This window comes from Mesorhizobium sp. ESP7-2, from assembly GCF_020164715.1.
Lineage (GTDB): Bacteria > Pseudomonadota > Alphaproteobacteria > Rhizobiales > Rhizobiaceae > Mesorhizobium.
The window spans coordinates 422,076-439,954 of sequence record NZ_JAIUGQ010000001.1 but is presented as its reverse complement, the minus strand read 5'-3'; the positions used below and the strand labels follow the sequence as shown (position 1 = coordinate 439,954).

At 62.7% G+C, this 17,879-nt stretch carries 17 protein-coding genes; 5 read left to right on the top strand and 12 right to left on the bottom strand.

Going from position 1 to position 17,879, the window contains the following annotated elements:
* The first annotated feature begins 112 nt into the window (after positions 1-112).
* Both LB543_RS02280 and LB543_RS02275 read left to right on the top strand, forming a co-directional pair.
* Positions 113-1,324, top strand: a complete 1,212-nt coding sequence (locus LB543_RS02280; RefSeq protein WP_140812898.1) for an NADP-dependent isocitrate dehydrogenase — start codon at positions 113-115, stop codon at positions 1,322-1,324.
* A gap of 78 nt (positions 1,325-1,402) precedes the next feature.
* Complete coding sequence (locus LB543_RS02275; RefSeq protein WP_224612813.1) at positions 1,403-2,029, top strand: glutathione S-transferase family protein; 627 nt, start codon at positions 1,403-1,405, stop codon at positions 2,027-2,029.
* A 22-nt stretch (positions 2,030-2,051) separates the two neighbouring features.
* Here LB543_RS02275 and LB543_RS02270 read toward each other — a convergent pair whose 3' ends face one another.
* The 4 genes from LB543_RS02270 to recA all read right to left on the bottom strand — a co-directional run bounded on the left by LB543_RS02270 (position 2,052) and on the right by recA (position 7,872).
* The gene (locus tag LB543_RS02270; RefSeq protein ID WP_224612811.1) at positions 2,052-2,531 is read right to left on the bottom strand and encodes a DUF2269 family protein; all 480 of its coding nucleotides are present in this window, start codon (positions 2,529-2,531) and stop codon (positions 2,052-2,054) included.
* On the bottom strand, positions 2,528-3,823 hold the full coding sequence (locus tag LB543_RS02265) for an SDR family oxidoreductase (RefSeq protein WP_224612809.1): 1,296 nt from the start codon (positions 3,821-3,823) through the stop codon (positions 2,528-2,530). Before LB543_RS02265 ends, LB543_RS02270 begins: the two co-directional genes overlap by 4 nt.
* A 10-nt stretch (positions 3,824-3,833) precedes the next feature.
* Positions 3,834-6,500: an alanine--tRNA ligase gene (gene alaS / locus LB543_RS02260; protein ID WP_224612799.1), complete on the bottom strand. Its 2,667-nt coding sequence runs from the start codon at positions 6,498-6,500 to the stop codon at positions 3,834-3,836.
* A 271-nt stretch (positions 6,501-6,771) separates the two neighbouring features.
* A complete protein-coding gene (recA, locus tag LB543_RS02255; RefSeq protein ID WP_013895892.1) occupies positions 6,772-7,872 on the bottom strand; it encodes a recombinase RecA in 1,101 nt (366 codons plus the stop codon).
* 302 nt (positions 7,873-8,174) lie between these two features.
* Between recA and LB543_RS02250 the strand changes: the two genes are divergently transcribed.
* Both LB543_RS02250 and LB543_RS02245 read left to right on the top strand, forming a co-directional pair.
* The gene (locus tag LB543_RS02250) at positions 8,175-9,119 is read left to right on the top strand and encodes a carbohydrate kinase family protein (protein WP_224612797.1); all 945 of its coding nucleotides are present in this window, start codon (positions 8,175-8,177) and stop codon (positions 9,117-9,119) included.
* A 57-nt stretch (positions 9,120-9,176) separates the two neighbouring features.
* On the top strand, positions 9,177-10,094 hold the full coding sequence (locus tag LB543_RS02245) for a pseudouridine-5'-phosphate glycosidase (protein ID WP_224593754.1): 918 nt from the start codon (positions 9,177-9,179) through the stop codon (positions 10,092-10,094).
* Positions 10,095-10,282: 188 nt separating this feature from the next.
* Here the strand turns inward: LB543_RS02245 and LB543_RS02240 are convergent, their stop codons facing one another.
* The gene (locus LB543_RS02240; RefSeq protein ID WP_224593752.1) at positions 10,283-10,606 is read right to left on the bottom strand and encodes a TfoX/Sxy family protein; all 324 of its coding nucleotides are present in this window, start codon (positions 10,604-10,606) and stop codon (positions 10,283-10,285) included.
* A 91-nt stretch (positions 10,607-10,697) separates the two neighbouring features.
* On the opposite strand from LB543_RS02240, the gene LB543_RS02235 reads away from it, so the two are divergent.
* Entirely contained in the window at positions 10,698-11,195 is a 498-nt protein-coding gene (locus LB543_RS02235; RefSeq protein WP_224612787.1) for a GFA family protein, read from the top strand.
* 103 nt (positions 11,196-11,298) lie between these two features.
* Here LB543_RS02235 and sufA read toward each other — a convergent pair whose 3' ends face one another.
* The 7 genes from sufA to sufB all read right to left on the bottom strand — a co-directional run bounded on the left by sufA (position 11,299) and on the right by sufB (position 17,753).
* On the bottom strand, positions 11,299-11,679 hold the full coding sequence (sufA, locus tag LB543_RS02230) for a Fe-S cluster assembly scaffold SufA (protein WP_027143660.1): 381 nt from the start codon (positions 11,677-11,679) through the stop codon (positions 11,299-11,301).
* Positions 11,680-11,766: 87 nt separating this feature from the next.
* Complete coding sequence (locus tag LB543_RS02225) at positions 11,767-12,267, bottom strand: DUF4375 domain-containing protein (RefSeq protein ID WP_224612784.1); 501 nt, start codon at positions 12,265-12,267, stop codon at positions 11,767-11,769.
* Positions 12,268-12,285: 18 nt separating this feature from the next.
* Positions 12,286-12,678 carry an SUF system Fe-S cluster assembly protein gene (locus LB543_RS02220; protein ID WP_027143659.1) on the bottom strand — a complete coding sequence of 131 codons (393 nt, stop codon included), beginning with the start codon at positions 12,676-12,678 and terminating at the stop codon, positions 12,286-12,288.
* A gap of 5 nt (positions 12,679-12,683) precedes the next feature.
* A complete protein-coding gene (locus LB543_RS02215; RefSeq protein ID WP_224612773.1) occupies positions 12,684-13,925 on the bottom strand; it encodes a cysteine desulfurase in 1,242 nt (413 codons plus the stop codon).
* A 216-nt stretch (positions 13,926-14,141) separates the two neighbouring features.
* Complete coding sequence (sufD, locus tag LB543_RS02210; RefSeq protein ID WP_224612771.1) at positions 14,142-15,410, bottom strand: Fe-S cluster assembly protein SufD; 1,269 nt, start codon at positions 15,408-15,410, stop codon at positions 14,142-14,144.
* Between the two features lie 39 nt (positions 15,411-15,449).
* Positions 15,450-16,205, bottom strand: a complete 756-nt coding sequence (gene sufC, locus LB543_RS02205; protein ID WP_224593735.1) for a Fe-S cluster assembly ATPase SufC — start codon at positions 16,203-16,205, stop codon at positions 15,450-15,452.
* A 30-nt stretch (positions 16,206-16,235) separates the two neighbouring features.
* Entirely contained in the window at positions 16,236-17,753 is a 1,518-nt protein-coding gene (gene sufB, locus LB543_RS02200) for a Fe-S cluster assembly protein SufB (protein WP_224612768.1), read from the bottom strand.
* Positions 17,754-17,879 lie beyond the last annotated feature (126 nt).

Below are 17,879 nucleotides of genomic sequence, written 5' to 3'. Positions count from 1 at the left end.
GTGACAGATCGCCGTTTGCGTGGCCAAAAGCGCTTTGATATAGGGGCGGCATCCCCCGGCCGACGCCACACGGGCAAGGTCGTCCCATTCCCAGCAACGAGGCATTCTTTCCATGGCGAAGATCAAGGTGGCGAACCCGGTCGTCGAACTCGACGGCGACGAGATGACCCGCATCATCTGGCAGTTCATCAAGGACAAGCTGATCCACCCTTATCTCGACCTCAAGCTCGAATATTACGACCTCGGCATCGAGCATCGTGACGCCACCAACGACCAGGTGACCATCGATTCGGCCAACGCCATCAAGAAATACGGCGTCGGCGTGAAATGCGCGACCATCACCCCCGACGAGCAGCGCGTCGAGGAATTCAAGCTGAAGAAGATGTGGAAATCGCCCAACGGCACCATCCGCAACATTTTGGGCGGCACCATCTTCCGCGAGCCGATCATCATGAAGAACGTGCCGCGCCTGGTGCCCGGCTGGACCAAGCCGATCATCGTCGGCCGTCACGCTTTCGGCGACCAGTACCGCGCCACCGATTTCCGCTTCCCCGGCAAGGGCAAGCTGACAATCAAGTTCGTCGGCGAGGACGGCCAGGTGATCGAGCATGACGTATACGACGCGCCCGGCGCCGGTGTCGCCATGGCCATGTACAATCTCGACGAGTCGATCCGCGAATTCGCCCGGGCGTCGCTGAACTACGGCCTGCTGCGCAACTATCCGGTCTACCTGTCGACCAAGAATACCATCCTCAAGGCCTATGACGGCCGCTTCAAGGATATTTTCCAGGAGGTCTACGAGGCGGAATTCGAGTCCGAGTTCAAGTCGAAGAAGCTGTGGTACGAACACCGCCTGATCGACGACATGGTGGCGTCGAGCCTGAAATGGTCCGGCGGCTATGTCTGGGCCTGCAAGAACTATGACGGCGACGTGCAGTCCGACACGGTTGCGCAGGGTTTTGGGTCGCTCGGCCTGATGACCTCGGTGCTGATGACGCCGGATGGCAATACCGTCGAAGCCGAAGCCGCGCACGGCACCGTCACCCGCCACTATCGCCAGCATCAGAAGGGCGAGGAAACCTCGACCAATTCGATCGCCTCGATCTTCGCCTGGACGCGTGGCCTAGCGCACCGCGCCAAGCTCGACGACAACGCCGAACTGAAGCGCTTCGCCGAGACTCTGGAAAGGGTCTGCATCCAGACCGTCGAGAGCGGCTTCATGACCAAGGACCTGTCGCTCTTGATCGGCCCCGACCAGCCCTGGCTCTCGACCACCGGCTTCCTCGACAAGATCGACGAGAATTTGCAGAAGGCGATGGCGTAAGTACCCGTAGTTCCAAATGCGAAGGCTCCGAAAGGAGCCTTCGCATTTTAGGGCCGGCGAAAGCGAAGGGCCGACAGCATGACCAAGCCAATCCTCTACGGCGCGGATTACAGTGTGTATGTGCGCATCGCGCGGATGGCGCTGGAGGAAAAAGGCATCGACTACGAGCTGGTGCCGCTCGACATCTTCGCCTCCGAGGGCATTCCCGCTTGGTACCTCGAACACCACCCGTTCGGCCGCATCCCGGCTTTCGAGCATGACGGCTTTCGCCTGTTCGAGACTAGCGTGATCGCGCGCTATGTCGACGAGGCGTTCGACGGTCCGGCGCTGCAGCCGACGGACCCGCGCAGCCGTGCGCGGATGAACCAGATCATCGGCATGCTCGATGCTTATGGATACCGGTCGATGGTCTGGGACGTCGCGGTCGAGCGGCTAGAGAAGGCGGAGCCCGACGAGAGCTTGATCGCCTCTGGCCTGCGGCAAGCCGAAACGGTGCTCAAGGTGCTGACGTCGCTGAAGGCACAAGGGCCTTGGCTGCTTGGCGACCAGCTGACCTTGGCCGACCTGCATGCGGCGGCGATGATTGGCTATTTCGTCAAGGTCAGCGAGGGGCGCGAGCTTCTCGCCCAGTTCGCCGAAATCCAGGCAGGGTGGAACCGCATCGCCGTCCGCAAGGCCATTGAGACGACCCAAAAGGCCGATTGAGCAGTCATCATGTGGTAACGGGCTAAAGCCCTATTTCGGGCCGCGTGACCATCAGCCAGAGGATGGCAAGCACCGCAGCGAAAGCTGGAAAGCCGCAGATAAACCAGGTGCGGAACAAGCGCTTTTCCGCTGCCGGCAACGGTGCGTTTTCGGTGGCGGCCTGCTGCGCGAGGTTTCGGATCCGGATCTGAATCCAGACCACCGGCAACCAGAACAGACCGGTCACGACATAGAGTAGCAGCGACAGCACGATCCAGCCTTCAGACAGCGGCCAACCGATGGCCTGCGCCAGCAACAAGCCCGTTATCGGCTGCACCACGACGGCCATGGCGGTGAATATAGCGTCGGCGAGGACGACCGTGCCCGCGACATGGGCGACGAGGTCGGCGCGACCAGTGCGTTGCGCCATCAGCATGAAGAAAGCGATGCCGGCGCCCGTGCCGAAGAGCACGGTAGCGCCGATGACATGCAGCCAGCGCAGGGTATCGACCCAGAGGTTCATCGTTCTTCCAAAATCGCCAGAGCCACCAGGACGAGGCAAAGCGCGGGCACTGCCTTGACCATTGCTCCCAGTGGATCGAGCCACAGGTCGGGAGCAAATACGGTGGCCCCAGCAAGATAAAGCAAGGTGATTGCAATCATGCCCATCAGCGCGTGGCGCGCGAGGGATCGCACGAGAACCGCGGCTCCGACAACGATGTCCGCGACACCGCCGGCAAGAACCATTCCGAGCGCCAGCGTGGGCGGCAGGCCATGCGAGACAAGAATACCGGCGGCCGCATCCTGCCGTATCAAGCCGATAACGCCAGAGGCCAACCAGAACATCGACAGGACAGCAAACACGACCGGTTTCAGCAACCACAGGCGTGCAAACCACCGCTCCTGGACTCGCGCGGGCATGGCGGACAGCGTCGCCTCGAGCGGTTGCAGCGGATTGCCGCTCACCTCGTTCCAGGGTTGGGCATTGCCAGTCACGCCGCGTGCCAAGGCCGCAAGGGCTGCACTGCGCAAAGGCGACCGCCAGCCAAGCAGGCCAAGGCCATCGGCAACAGCCGCGGCAAGCCGGCCGACAATGGCCGGCATCGGGACGACCCTGGCCTGCGGCAGGCCAAGCCAGGCACGAAAGGCGCAGATAACATCGGCGAGCGATCGCGCATCTGTTTCGACGAGATTGAGGACGGAGCTGGGCGGAAGAGATCCGGAAACCGCTCGCGAGACGGCTTCGGCAACGTCGGAAACCGCCACGGACTGGATAGGCTGGCGCGACATGACGGCCGGGATAAAACCGGGAAAGGCCGCCAGGGCTCGCAAAAGCGCGGTCCCGCCGTAGGCGGCCGGCGCGATCACCAGGCCCGGGCGCAGAATAGCCCACTCCAGCGAAGAGCCGGCGACAGCTTCGTCGCCTTGCGCTTTGGTCCTGAAGAAAACATCGGATGAGGCCGGATCGGCGCCAATGGCGGAAATCTGCGCCAAGCGGCGCACACCAGCCTGTTCACAGGCCGCGACCAGCGCCACCACCGAGCCCCGGTGTATGGCGTCGAGCCGGTCGCGCGGGCCGTCCTGCAAGGCGCCCGCCGCATTGACGACCGCGTCCATGCCGGCGACGATCGGCATCCAGTCCTCAGGAGCAAGCAGCCGCGACATGTCGGCTGCAACCCATCGCACCGCCGGCCAGCGCCGCCCGGCATCCCTGATATCGCGACCGAGGCCGGTCACATGATGGCCTTCACCAAGCAGATGTCCGACGACGGCTTCGCCGATCAGACCATAGCCACCAAGGACAAGCACTTTCATGCTGTGACTTTCAGGCTGCCTCCAGCGCCGCCTTTACCGCGGCGATTGCATCGTTGGCTTTCGACGCATCCGGGCCACCGGCCTGGGCCATGTCGGGGCGGCCGCCGCCGCCCTGCCCGCCCAATGCGGCGGAGGCCACGCGTACCAGGTCGACGGCGCTGAAGCGGCTGACGAGATCATCGGTGACGGCGACCACGACGCTCGCCTTGTTGTCCTCGCCAGCGCCAACGAAGACGACGACGCCAGAGCCAAGCGAAGTCTTGCCGGCGTCGGCAAGCGGCTTCAGATCTTTTGGTGATACGCCGGAAACCGCCTTGCCGAGGAAGCCGACGCCAGCGACGATCTCGTTGGCGGCTGGCGCATCGGCAGGCGACCCGCCGCCCAGCGCCAGCTTCTTGCGCGCTTCGGTCAGGTCCTTCTCGAGCTTCTTGCGTTCTTCGAGCAGCGCTTCGACGCGCGCTGGCACATCTGCCGGCGAGATCTTCAGCGTGGCGGCGGCCGCCTTCAGCCGCCTGTCCTGTTCGTCGAGATGTTTTCGCGCGGCTTCGCCTGTCAGCGCCTCGATGCGGCGCACGCCTGCGGCGACCGCACCGTCCGAGACGATGCGCACGAGGCCGATATCGCCGGTCGCCCTGACATGCGTGCCGCCACACAGTTCGACCGAATAGGGCCGATTGGCCTTGGCGCCATGCAGGCCCGTGCCCATCGAGACAACGCGCACTTCATCGCCATATTTCTCTCCGAACAGCGCCATCGCGCCCTCGGCAATGGCGTCGTCGACCGACATCAGGCGCGTGGTGACCGGGCTGTTCTGGACAACGATCTCGTTGGCCATGCGCTCGACCTCATCGAGCTCCTCGGCCGAAATCGGCTTGTTGTGCGAAATATCGAAGCGCAGGCGCTCGGGTGCGACCAGCGAGCCTTTTTGCGCGACATGGGTGCCCAGCACCTCGCGCAGCGCCTCGTGGATCAGATGCGTCGCGGAATGGTTGGCGCGTAGCCTGGAGCGCCTGGCATGATCGACCTTCAGTTCGACCGCGGCACCCGTCTTGACCGTGCCCGCGATCACCTTGCCCAGATGCACGAACAGACCATCGGCCTTCTTTTGTGTATCGGAGATCTCGACCGAGAACCCCTCACCCGAGATAACGCCGGTGTCGCCCATCTGGCCGCCGGATTCGCCATAGAACGGCGTCTGGTTGACGACCACGGCGACCGCATCGCCCTTGGCGGCGCTGTCGACGGTCTTGCCGTCCTTGACCAGCGCCTGGATGAGGCCCTCAGCCTGCTCGGTTTCGTAGCCGAGGAATTCGGTGGCGCCGGTCTTTTCACGCACGGAGAACCAAACCGTCTCGGTGGCCGCCTCGCCGGATCCGGCCCAGTGCTTACGCGCTTCCGCCTTCTGCTGCTCCATCGCATTGGTGAAGCCGGCAAGATCGACCGAAATGCTGCGCTGCCGCAGGGCGTCCTGTGTCAGGTCGAGCGGGAAGCCATAGGTGTCGTAGAGCTTGAAGGCCGTCTCGCCATCCAGCATGTCGCCGGCGCCGAGCTTCTCCGTCGCCTCGGAGAGCAGCCCGAGGCCACGCACCAGCGTCTTGCGGAACCGTGTCTCCTCGAGTTTCAAGGTCTCGGTGATCATCGTTTCGCCACGCACCAGTTCCGGGTAGGCCTGGCCCATCTCGCGCACCAGCGCCGGTACCAGCTTCCACATCAATGGATCTCGGGCGCCGAGCAACTGCGCATGGCGCATGGCGCGGCGCATGATACGGCGCAGCACATAGCCGCGGCCTTCATTCGACGGCAGCACGCCGTCGGCGACCAGGAAGGAGGACGAGCGCAGATGATCGGCAATGACGCGGTAGGACGCAACCGTTTCCGCATCGGGCGCGCGCCCAAGCGCGGAGGACGCCACATCGATCAAATGACGGAACAGGTCGGTCTCGAAGACGCTCTCCACCCCTTGCAGGATGGAGGCCATGCGCTCCAGTCCCATGCCGGTGTCGATCGACGGGCGCGGTAGGTCGACCCGCTCCTCCTTCGTCACCTGCTCATACTGCATGAACACCAGGTTCCAGAATTCGAGGAACCGGTCGCCATCCTCCTCCGGACTGCCGGGAGGGCCGCCCCAGATGTGCTCGCCACGGTCGATGAAGATCTCCGAGCACGGGCCGCAGGGTCCGGTGTCGCCCATCGCCCAGAAATTGTCGGAGGTCGGGATGCGGATGATGCGATCGTCGGAGAAACCGGCGATCTTCTTCCAGAAGCCGGCCGCCTCGTCGTCCGTGTGGTAGACGGTGACGAGCAGCTTGTCCTTCTTCAGCCCGAATTCCTTGGTGATGAGGTTCCAGGCAAGCTCGATGGCGCGCTCCTTGAAATAATCGCCGAAGGAGAAATTGCCGAGCATCTCGAAGAAGGTCAGGTGGCGCGCGGTATAGCCGACATTGTCGAGATCGTTGTGCTTGCCGCCGGCGCGAACGCTTTTCTGGGCCGTGGTGGCACGCGAATAGGGCCGCTTCTCCAAACCGGTGAAGACGTTCTTGAACTGCACCATGCCGGCATTGGTGAACATCAATGTCGGATCGTTGCGCGGCACGAGCGGGCTCGAGGCCACGACCTCATGGCCCTCCTTGCGGAAATAGTCGAGAAAGGTCGACCGGATCTCGTTCACGCCACTCATGGATACTGCCTTTTCGAGAGAGCCGCCGGCCGGACCGGCGGGAGATGGCTCTGTGTTTTCTAGAAGATGGAGTTGGCCTTTTAGCCGTAGCTCTTGACCCTGTCCAGAAACACGGAATTGGGCCAATTCGCGCCTTGCACCGGCATTTGCGCGGGCGCGCAAACGAAAACCGCCGGCGCGAAGGCCGGCGGTTTGGAACGCGGTACTACAGAACTCTGTTACTTAAGCATCAGATAATAGGCCGGATTTATGGCCAAACTCTGGCATTGCCCTACATCGCGCCGGCTTCGTCCTCGAAACCGTCGTCGCCATTGCCTTCAGAGCCGCCATTTTCGAGGAATTTTTCGGCGATCAACCCGGCATTCTGCCTGAGCGCCAGTTCGATCTCGCGCGCGGTGTCGGGATTGTCGCGCAGGAACAGTTTGGCGTTTTCGCGGCCCTGGCCGAGACGCTGCGAATTGTAGGAGAACCAGGCGCCCGACTTCTCGACCACGCCGGCCTTGACGCCGAGATCGACCAGTTCGCCGGTCTTGGAGACGCCCTCGCCATACATGATGTCGAACTCGACCACCTTAAAGGGCGGCGCCAGCTTGTTCTTGACCACCTTGACGCGGGTCTGGTTGCCGACCACCTCGTCGCGATCCTTGACCGAGCCGATGCGGCGGATGTCGAGGCGCACCGAGGCGTAGAATTTCAGCGCGTTGCCGCCGGTCGTCGTCTCAGGCGAACCGAACATGACGCCGATCTTCATGCGGATCTGGTTGATGAAGATGACCATGGTGTTGGAGCGCGAGATCGAGGCTGTCAGCTTGCGCAGCGCCTGGCTCATCAGGCGGGCCTGCAGGCCGGGCAGCGAATCGCCCATCTCGCCCTCGATTTCGGCACGCGGCGTCAGCGCCGCCACCGAATCGACCACCAGCACGTCGATGGCGCCGGAACGGACCAGCGTGTCGCAAATCTCCAGCGCCTGCTCGCCGGTGTCGGGCTGCGAGATCAGCAGGTTTTCAAGATCGACGCCGAGCTTGCGAGCGTAGACCGGATCGAGCGCGTGCTCGGCGTCGACGAAGGCGCAGATGCCGCCCTTCTTCTGGGCTTCGGCCACGGTGTGCAGGGCCAGCGTCGTCTTGCCCGAGCTTTCCGGCCCGTAGATTTCGATGATGCGGCCGCGCGGCAGGCCGCCGACGCCGAGCGCGATGTCGAGGCCGAGCGAGCCGGTCGGCACCGTTTCGATCTCGACGACCTGCTCGTTGGCGCCGAGCCGCATGATCGAGCCCTTGCCGAAAGCCCGCTCGATTTGCGACAGCGCCGCATCCAGAGCCTTTGATTTGTCCACTGCCTTATCCTCTACCAGCCGCAAAGAATTCTGAGCCATGATACATCACCCCTTGGTCGTCAATGAAGGCCGGACAATCCGTAATCCCTGCCATTTTGTACCTTTTTTGTTCTCATTTGGCAAGGGGTGACAACCAACTGAAAAACAAGCGATATCCCAATTTGTTCTTTTTTTGTCTCGCAACCCCGGGCAGGAGAGGGCTCCGCCCGGGCAGGAACAGGCTCCGCATTGGGCCAGACGGCTCGATCCTATCGCCCGGCCGAATCGCCGTCCTGCATGCGAAGCTCTGTCGCGCATTGTAGCGCTTGTGCGTCTGCAACAACAAAGGTCATATCGCCGCCATGGTGGAATCCCTAGAGATACTGGCCGTGGGCGGCGCCCATATCGACCGGCGTGGCCAGGTGTCCGGCCCCTATGTGCCGGCCGCCTCCAATCCCGGCACGATGCGCGAGGATGTCGGCGGTGGCGTCTTCAATGCGTTGCGCAGCATGGTGCGGCGCGGCCTCTCCGCATCGCTGCTCTCGGTGCGCGGCGGCGACGCGTCAGCCGATACGGTTTCACGGGCCATCGCCGAGGCAGGCATCGTCGATTTGTCGGCGGTGTTCCTCGACCGTACCACGCCGAGCTACACGGCACTGATCGATCGCGAAGGCGAATTGATCGTCGGCTTTGCCGATATGGCATTGTACGACCTGGCCTTTCCCAAGCAGATCCGGCGTTCCAAGATACGCCAGGAAGTGGCCGCCGCCGATGCCATCCTGTGCGACGCCAACCTGCCGTCGGCCGCGCTGGAGGGGTTGCTGTCGCTCGCCGCCGGCAAACCAGTTTTCGCCATCGCGATTTCGCCGGCCAAGGTGACGCGGCTAATACCGGTGCTCGGCGGGCTGGCCCAGCTCTTCATGAACCGGCGGGAGGCCCTTGTGCTGGCCGGCGTCAATGCAGGTGCCGCCGAGGGGGAAATGATCGACGGCTTGCGATGCAGCGGCCTTGCCAGCGGCGTGGTCACGGCAGGCAGCGGCCCCGTGCTGGGTTTCGATGAGACAGGTGCCTTTTCGATCCTGCCGCCTGCCCCCAGAAAGGTCGCCGATGTCACCGGCGCCGGCGACGCGCTGGCGGGCGCGACGGTCGCGGCGCTGCTGCGCGGCCTGCCGTTGCGCCAGGCCCTGCGCGAAGGCGTCGCGGCGGCAACGTTGGCCATCGAAAGCGCCAACGCCGTGCCCGAATTCACCGCGGCGAGCTTCGCGGAAGCGCTGGCCCTTGTGCCGGATGCCAGGGAAGTGGCATGAGACCGGCAAATTCATAGAGCGCAGTGGATGCGCCGCACTCCGGATTGGAGATCAGAGATGACGCCAGAAACCGCCCGCCCTTTCATCGATATCCACGCACCGGTGGCGCAAGCCCTGGCGGCCGGGCGTGCGGTGGTGGCGCTCGAAAGCACCATCATCACCCATGGCATGCCCTATCCCGACAATGGCGCCATGGCCGCCAATGTCGAAAAGATCATCAGTGACGGCGGCGCGGTGCCGGCGACGATCGCTGTGATTGGCGGCCGCATCAAGATCGGCCTCTCCGACGGCGAGCGCGAATCGCTGGCGATGACGGGTGACGCCATGAAGCTGTCGCGTGCCGATCTCGGCTTCGCCGTCGCGCAGGGACGCACGGGCGGCACCACGGTCGCTGCCACGATGATCGCGGCTGACATGGTCGGGATAAAGGTGTTCGCCACCGGTGGCATCGGCGGCGTGCACAAGGGCGCGGAAAAGAGTTTCGACATCTCGGCCGACCTCGATGAACTGGCGCGCACGCCGGTCATCGTCGTCTCGGCCGGCGCCAAGGCGATCCTCGACATCGAAAAGACGCTGGAGGTGCTGGAAACGCGCGGTGTCCCAGTGGTCGGCCATGGCTGCGAGACGATGCCGGCCTTCTGGTCGCGGCAGTCGCCGTTCCGGGCGCCATTGACCCTGCACAAGCCGGAAGACATCGCGCATTTCTACCAGACGCGCCTGGCTCTGGGGCTCAGCGGCGGCTTGCTGGTCGCCAATCCGGTGCCGGAAAACCATGAAATCCCCGCTGAAGAAATGGCCAGCTACATCGAAGCCGCGCAGAAGGCGGCCGAAGCCCTCAACGTCACCGGCAAGGCGGTGACGCCGTTCCTGCTGGGAAAAATCCTCGAACTCACCGGCGGCCGCAGCCTGAAGACCAACATCGCGCTGGTCGAGAACAATGCAAGGCTGGCGGCGCGGATAGCGAAGGCGCTGTAGTTTCTCGCGACGAAGGTCCCCCTCACCCGGATTGCCAAGACCGAATTGCAAAAGAGCAATTCGGGGCAATCCGACCTCTCCCCGAAGGGAGAGGAGCTGGCTAGCGCCGATGTCGACCTCTTCTCCCCTCGGGGAGAAGGTGGCCGCGAAGCGGCCGGATGAGGGGGCTGCCTCGCGCTTACGGGAATCTACCTCCCGGCGCGCCGCCCCGCCTCATAGGCGCGGCGTGCCCAGACCGTCATTTCGTCCGGATCGTCAAACGCGCTGTCGGGAATGCTCCAGTAGGGCATCGCCACCAGCTTGCCGTGGCGCGTGCCGGTATAGGTCCACTGCCGGCAGCCCGCGGCTTCGAAATCCGGTGCGCCTTGCTCGTCGGCTTTCAGCAGCAATTCGCCGCGCAGCACGATGGCGACGATGACGCCGTCGAAATAGATGCCCTTGCCGCCGAACAGTTTTCGGATGCTGACCGGACCGAGGCCTTCGAACAGTTCGGCGATGCGTTCATTGTCCATGCCGCGATCATGTCACCGGCATTTGGCCTTGTCATCGCCGCAACCAAAATCATGCTGACAGGTTGAGGCTATCCTGTCGGAGTTTTTTGCCATGCCTGTCCTGCTCAAGGGGTCCTGTCGCTGCAACACCGTGCGTTTCGAAGTGGAAAGCCACACGCCCGTGCCATTCATGCTGTGCTACTGCTCGATCTGCCGCAAGCAGCAGGGCGGCGGCGGTTTCGCCATCAATCTCGGTGCCGACTACGAAACGCTGAACATCAGGGGCAAGAGAAACCTTGGCGTCTATCGCGCCGAGATCGAGGACGACGAGCATCCCCACTGCGAGGTCTCGACCGGCGAGCGCAATTTTTGCCGCAAATGCGGGTCAGCGCTCTGGCTCTACGACCCGACCTGGCCAGAACTGGTGCATCCCTTCGCCTCGGCGATCGACAGCGACCTGCCGAAGCCGCCCGAAAAGGTGCATCTGATGCTGAAATATAAGGCGAACTGGGTCGAGCCCGATGTCGGGCCGAAGGACAAGGTGTTCGACGTCTATCCTGAGGAATCGATCGCCGACTGGCACAAGCGGACAGGCATGTGGGTGGATTAGCGGGGCAGGTAGATGGGGGACGGCGCCAAATTCTGAGAGGCAGGCGCTGCCCCTCATCCGGCCCTTCGGGCCACCTTCTCCCCGTAAACGGGGCGAAGGAAGGCTAGGCCGAAGCGCGCGCCTCGGCCAAGGCTTTCAGATCGGCTGGCTTCAATTCGACCGATTCGCCGCAGCCGCAGGCCGAGCTCTGGTTCGGGTTGCGGAAGGTAAAGCCGGTGCGCAGCGTCGTCTGCTCGAAATCCATCTCGGTGCCGAACAGGAAAAGCGCTGCTTCCGGCGCGACATAGACATGCGCGCCATCGCGCTCGATGTGGTCATCCTTCGCGTTGGGCTCGGTTACCAGATCGACCGTGTATTCCATGCCCGCACAGCCGCCCTTCTTGATGCCGAGGCGAATGCCATGCGCGTTGTCGCGCGTGGCGACGATCTCGCGCACCCGGTCGGCGGCCTTTTCGGTCATCGTGATGACGGCAAACCGTCCCATATCATTCTCCACTTTCGCGCGAGTTCAAGGCCCGCAGAATGAGTCTTCCCTAAAAATGGTTACAATAGCACATTGCTGCAAGAGATTTTATTGCCATTGTCCGTGCAGCGCTGCCGTCGCGTATGCATCGAGAACAGCTTCCGACGACTCCCGTTCATTCTCCTCCAAGGCATAGAACGCGTTATCCAAGGCATTGAAATCTATGCCACTGCCGCCGGCTTCCCCCAGGATTTCCATTCTTGCCGAACGCTCTTCAGGAAAACGTCCGCCCAGCAGGACGCAGGCTTGTCGAGTCAATTCAGCGTGCATTTCAAGGCCCATCGCGCGGAACCCTTGAATGGCCCCCTGAGCCGTTATCCCATAAGAATTCCAAAAATACTGCCTGAAGCCCCCGTTGAGAACCTGCCAATTCAGCAACTCGACGCAGATGACGTTGCTGATCGCGGAAGGCATTGCACTGATGATTCTACGATACTCGGACGGTTGATCGAGAGCGTCGATAACTGGAGCGCCCCAAAGCTCAACGACTTTCGCCGAAGGCGGAATATCCCTTGCGCTCAAGTGATCCGGCGGAAAGTTGTCGGACATAAATTTCGTCTGACCGCGTCAATACCAGCCCACCGCGACCTGCGCCTCTTCGGACATGCGGTCGGGCGTCCAGGGCGGATCGAAGGTCATGTTGACCTCGACCCCGGAAACGCCTTCGACGGCGCCGACGGCATTTTCCACCCAGCCAGGCATTTCGCCGGCCACCGGGCAGCCGGGCGCGGTCAACGTCATGTCGATCTTGACCGATCGGTCGTCCTCGACGTCGATCTTGTAGACGAGGCCGAGCTCGTAGATATCGGCCGGGATTTCCGGGTCGTAGACCGTCTTCAGCGCCGAGACGATGTCATCGGTCAGCCGCGCCAGTTCATCCGCCGGGATGGCCGAGGCGGAAACGACGCTGTTGCCGGCGGTTTCCGGCGTAGCTTCGGTGGTGGTGCTCACATCATCCATGGTCGTCACCCGAAAAACTTGCGCGCTTTTTCAAGCGCCTCTGCCAAAGCGTCGACTTCGGCCCTGGTATTATACATGCCGAACGATGCCCTGCATGTGGAGGTTACGCCAAAGCGTTTCAACAGCGGCTGGGCGCAATGGGTGCCGGCACGGACAGCCACGCCTTGCCTGTCTATCACCATCGATACGTCATGGGCATGAATGCCTTGCAGTTCGAAGGAGATGATGGCGCCCTTGCCAGGCGCATCGCCGAAGATGCGCAGCGAATTGATGGCGCGCAGGCGCTCATGGGCATAATTCTTGAGGTCTTCCTCGTGTGCCGCGATGCGCTCACGCCCGACAGAGTCCATGTAGTCGAGCGCGGCACCCAGTCCGATCGCCTGGACGATCGGCGGCGTGCCGGCCTCGAAGCGGTGCGGCGGCTCGTTGTAGGTGACGATGTCTTCCGTCACCTCCTCGATCATCTCGCCGCCGCCCATGAAAGGCCGCATACCGGCGAGACTATCCTTCTTGCCGTAGAGCACGCCGATGCCCGAGGGGCCGTAGACCTTGTGGCCGGTGAAGACGAAGAAATCGCAATCGAGGTCCTGCACGTCGATGGGCATGTGCACGGCGCTCTGGCTGCCGTCGACCAGTGCGGGAATGCCGCGCGCATGCGCGATCCGGACGATTTCCTTGATCGGCGTCACCGTGCCCAGCGCATTCGACATCTGCGTGATGGCGACCAACTTGGTGCGATCGGTCAGGCGCTTCTCGAATTCCTCGATGTGGAAGACACCGAGGTCGTCGACCGGCACCCAGACCAGCTTGGCGCCCTGGCGTTCGCGGATGAAATGCCACGGCACGATGTTGGAATGGTGCTCCATGATCGACAGGACGATCTCGTCGCCCTCGCCGATATTGGGCATGCCATACCCATAGGCGACGGTGTTGATCGCCGAGGTCGTGTTCGAGGTGAAGACGATGTTGTCGGTGCTTGGCGCATTGAGAAATCTCTGCACCGACTTCCGCGCGTTCTCATAGGCGTCGGTGGCGGCATTGGAGAGGAAATGCAGGCCGCGATGGACGTTGGCATATTCCTGGCTGTAGGCGTGCTGGATGGTATCGAGCACCACCTGCGGCTTCTGCGCCGAGGCGCCGTTATCGAGATAGACGAGCGGCTTGCCATAGACTTCGCGCGACAGGATCGGGAAGTCGCGGCGGATCGCCTCGACGTCGTAGGGGGTGGTCTCGATCTTCTGGTCCATCACAACTTCATCGCCTCATTCTGCCGCGCACCCCTCATCCGACCGCTTCGCGGCCACCGCCCAGGGCGAGTCGCTTGCCTCGCCCGCCTTTCAGGCCCCACAAGGGGAGAAGGAAGGCGAAGGAAGAGCACTTTACCTTCTCCCCTTGTGGGAGAAGGTGGATTGGCGCGTAGCGCCAAGACGGATGAGGGGTGGCTTAGCCAGGCCCCATCCAATTTACCCGTGCGTCACGAACCACTCGTCGAGCCGCGCTTCCAGCGCCTCGACGATCGCCTCGTCGTCCAGTTCCTCGATCACTTCCGCGACGAACGCCTTGACCAGCAGGCCACGCGCGCTCTTTTCGTCGACGCCGCGCGCCATCAGGTAGAACAGATGGTCGTGGTCGATCTCGGTGACCGTCGCGCCATGGCCGCAGACGACGTCGTCGGCGAAGATTTCGAGCTCCGGCTTGGTCGAGAACTCGCCGTCGTCGGACAAAAGCAGCGTGTTGCAGGCCATCTTGGCGTTGGTCTTCTGCGCATATTGGTGGACGTTGATGCGTCCCTGGAAGACCCCGCGCGCCTTGCCCGTCACCACATTGCGGATGACCTCGGTCGATGCCGTATGCGGCACGGCATGGTCGAGCACCATGGTCACGTCGGTGTGGGTGTCGCCGGCCAGCAGGTTGATGCCGCGCAGCTTGAAGTCGGCGCCCTCGCCTGTCGTCTTGACCATGATCTCCTGGCGCACCAGCCTGCCGCCGGCGTTCATGACGAACAGCGTCAGTTTCGCATCCTTGCCGATATGGGCCTTGAATTGCGCCAGATGCGTTGCCGTTTCCGGCTGTTCCTGGACGATAAGCCACGTCACCTCGGCGCCCTCGCCGAGCACCAGCTGACTGACCGAGCTCGTCAGCGCCGCGCCCTCGCCGGCCTGGCGTTCGACGATGACCGCCTTGGCGTTGGCGCCGACCCGCACCGGCAAGCGCACATGGGTCTGGCCACCGGCCTGCAGGTTCTGCAGCTCGATCGGCTTTTCCAGCTCCGTGCCATCGGCGATGTCGACGAAATAGCCGTCGGCGACGAAGGCGGTGTTCAACGCACCGATGGCATCGTCGCTGCCATAGGGATCGAGCCCCGGCGCAATGCTGCCATCGGTCAGCTTTTCGGACAGGCGCTGGACGCTGACGCCTTCGACGACCGGCGCCTTGGCGCTCGAGACCCCGTTCAACAGGCTCAGAACCGTCGAACCGTCGACGATTGGCGCGATGGCTTTCGCGGCGGCGGCCGGATCGAAGTCCGGCACCGCATTCAACAGCCGGCGCAGATCGGTGTAATGCCAGGATTCGATGCGCCGCGTCGGCAGGCCGTGCTTGACCGCCTCGATGGCGTCGTCGCGCTTCAGCATGACAGCGCCGTCGCCCGGCAGCAGCGACAGTCGGTCACCGAACGCGTCGATCAACGCGGTCTCGGCCGGTGTCCGCTGCGGTTGTGTGTGCATGTTCATCAGTCTCGCCTGTCTTTTGGAACAAAATGACTTGGCATCTCACGCGGCTTCGCCGATCACGCCGGCATAACCGTTGGCCTCGAGGTCGAGCGCCAGCGACTTGTCGCCCGACTTGATGACCTGGCCCCTGTAGAGCACGTGCACGCTGTCCGGCACGATGTGCTCCAAAAGGCGCTGGTAGTGGGTGATGACGACTATGGCGCGCTCCGGCGAGCGCAGTGCGTTGACGCCGTCCGAGACGATCTTCAGCGCATCGATGTCGAGACCGGAATCGGTCTCGTCGAGCACGCAGAGCTTTGGCTCAAGCAGCTTCATCTGCAGGATCTCGGCGCGCTTCTTCTCGCCGCCGGAGAAGCCGACATTGAGCGGCCGCTTCAGCATCGCCATGTCCATGCTGAGCGAGGCGGCGGCTTCCTTCACGCGCTTCAAAAATTCCGGGATCTTCAGCGGCTCCTCGCCACGCGCCTTGCGCTGCTCGTTCATGGCCACCTTGAGGAATTCCATGGTCGCCACGCCCGGTATCTCCATCGGATACTGGAAGGCGAGGAAGATGCCGGAAGTGGCACGCTCGGCCGGGTCCATTTCGAGGATCGACTGGCCGTTGTAGAGAATGTCGCCTTCGGTCACCTCATAGTCCTCGCGGCCGGCGAGGATGTAGGAGAGCGTCGATTTGCCCGAGCCGTTCGGCCCCATGATGGCGGCGACCTCGCCGGCTTTCACCGTCAGGTTCAGGCCGCGGATGATTTCTGTGCCGTCATCGACGATGCGGGCGTGCAGGTTCTTGATCTCAAGCATTTTTGTTTCCTGAATATTTGTCTGGGCCGGTCAGCCCACCGAGCCTTCCAGCGAGATGCCGATCAATTTCTGCGCCTCGACCGCGAATTCCATCGGCAGCTGCTGGATGACATCCTTGACGAAGCCGTTGACGATCAGCGCGATCGCTTCCTCTTCCGGAATGCCGCGCTGCATGACGTAGAACTTCTGGTCCTCGGAAATTTTCGACGTCGTCGCTTCGTGCTCGAACTGCGCCGTCGAGTTCTTGGCTTCCATGTAGGGCACGGTGTGCGCGCCGCACTGGTCGCCGATCAGCAGCGAGTCGCAGTTGGTGAAGTTGCGGGCGTTGGTCGCCTTGCGATGCGCCGAGACCTGGCCGCGATAGGTGTTCTGCGAGAAGCCGGCGGCGATGCCCTTGGAGATGATGCGGCTCGACGTGTTCTTGCCGAGATGGATCATTTTGGTGCCGCTGTCGACCTGCTGGTAGCCGTTCGACACCGCGATCGAATAGAACTCGCCGCTGGAATCGTCACCGCGCAGGATGCAGCTCGGATACTTCCAGGTGATCGCCGAGCCGGTCTCGACCTGCGTCCACGAGATCTTCGAACGGTGGCCACGGCAGTCGCCGCGCTTGGTGACGAAATTGTAGATGCCGCCCTTGCCCTCGGCATCGCCGGGGTACCAGTTTTGCACCGTCGAATATTTGATCTCGGCATCGTCAAGCGCCACCAGTTCGACCACCGCGGCATGCAGCTGGTTCTCGTCGCGCTGCGGCGCCGTGCAGCCCTCGAGATAGGAGACGTAGGCCCCCTCCTCGGCGATGATCAGCGTGCGCTCGAACTGGCCGGTGTTCTTCTCGTTCATGCGGAAGTAGGTCGACAGCTCCATCGGGCAGCGCACGCCCTTGGGCACGAAGACGAACGAGCCGTCGGTGAACACGGCCGAATTCAGCGTCGCGTAGAAATTGTCGGAGGTCGGCACGACCGAACCGAGATATTTCTGGACCAGCTCAGGATGCTCGCGGCTCGCTTCGGAGATCGAGCAGAAGATGACGCCGGCCTGCGCCAGCTCCTTCTTGAAGGTGGTGACGACGGACACGGAATCGAACACTGCGTCGACGGCGACGCGGCCCGATTTGTAGACGTTGTCGCTGATTTCCTCGAGCTCCGAGACGTCGGTCTTCTGCACGCCGGCGAGGATTTCCTGCTCCTTCAACGGAATGCCGAGCTTCTCGTAGACCTTCAATATCTCGGGATCGACGTCGCTGAGCGAAGTCGGTCCGGGCGTGCTCTTGGGCGCCGCGTAATAGTAGATGTCCTGGAAATCGATCTTGGGATAGTTGACGCGCGCCCAGGTCGGCTCTTCCAGCGTCAGCCAGCGCCGATAGGCTTCCAGGCGCCACTCCAGCATCCAGGACGGTTCATCCTTCTTGGCCGAAATGAAACGGATGATGTCATCGCTCAGGCCCTTGGGAGCCTTGTCGACAGCGATCTCGGTTTGGAATCCGTATTTGTATTGGTCGACGTCGATCTTTCGGACCCGATCGATCGTGTCCTGCACAGCAGGCATATGCGTTCTCCATCCACGCCGGGGTCAAGGCCCGACAGTTTTCAAACTATGGCACCGCCGATTGGACGCCGAGCAGCGTCCGCGGCAGCGTAAGTTCAATATAGTGCGCCTCGACCGGAAATTCAC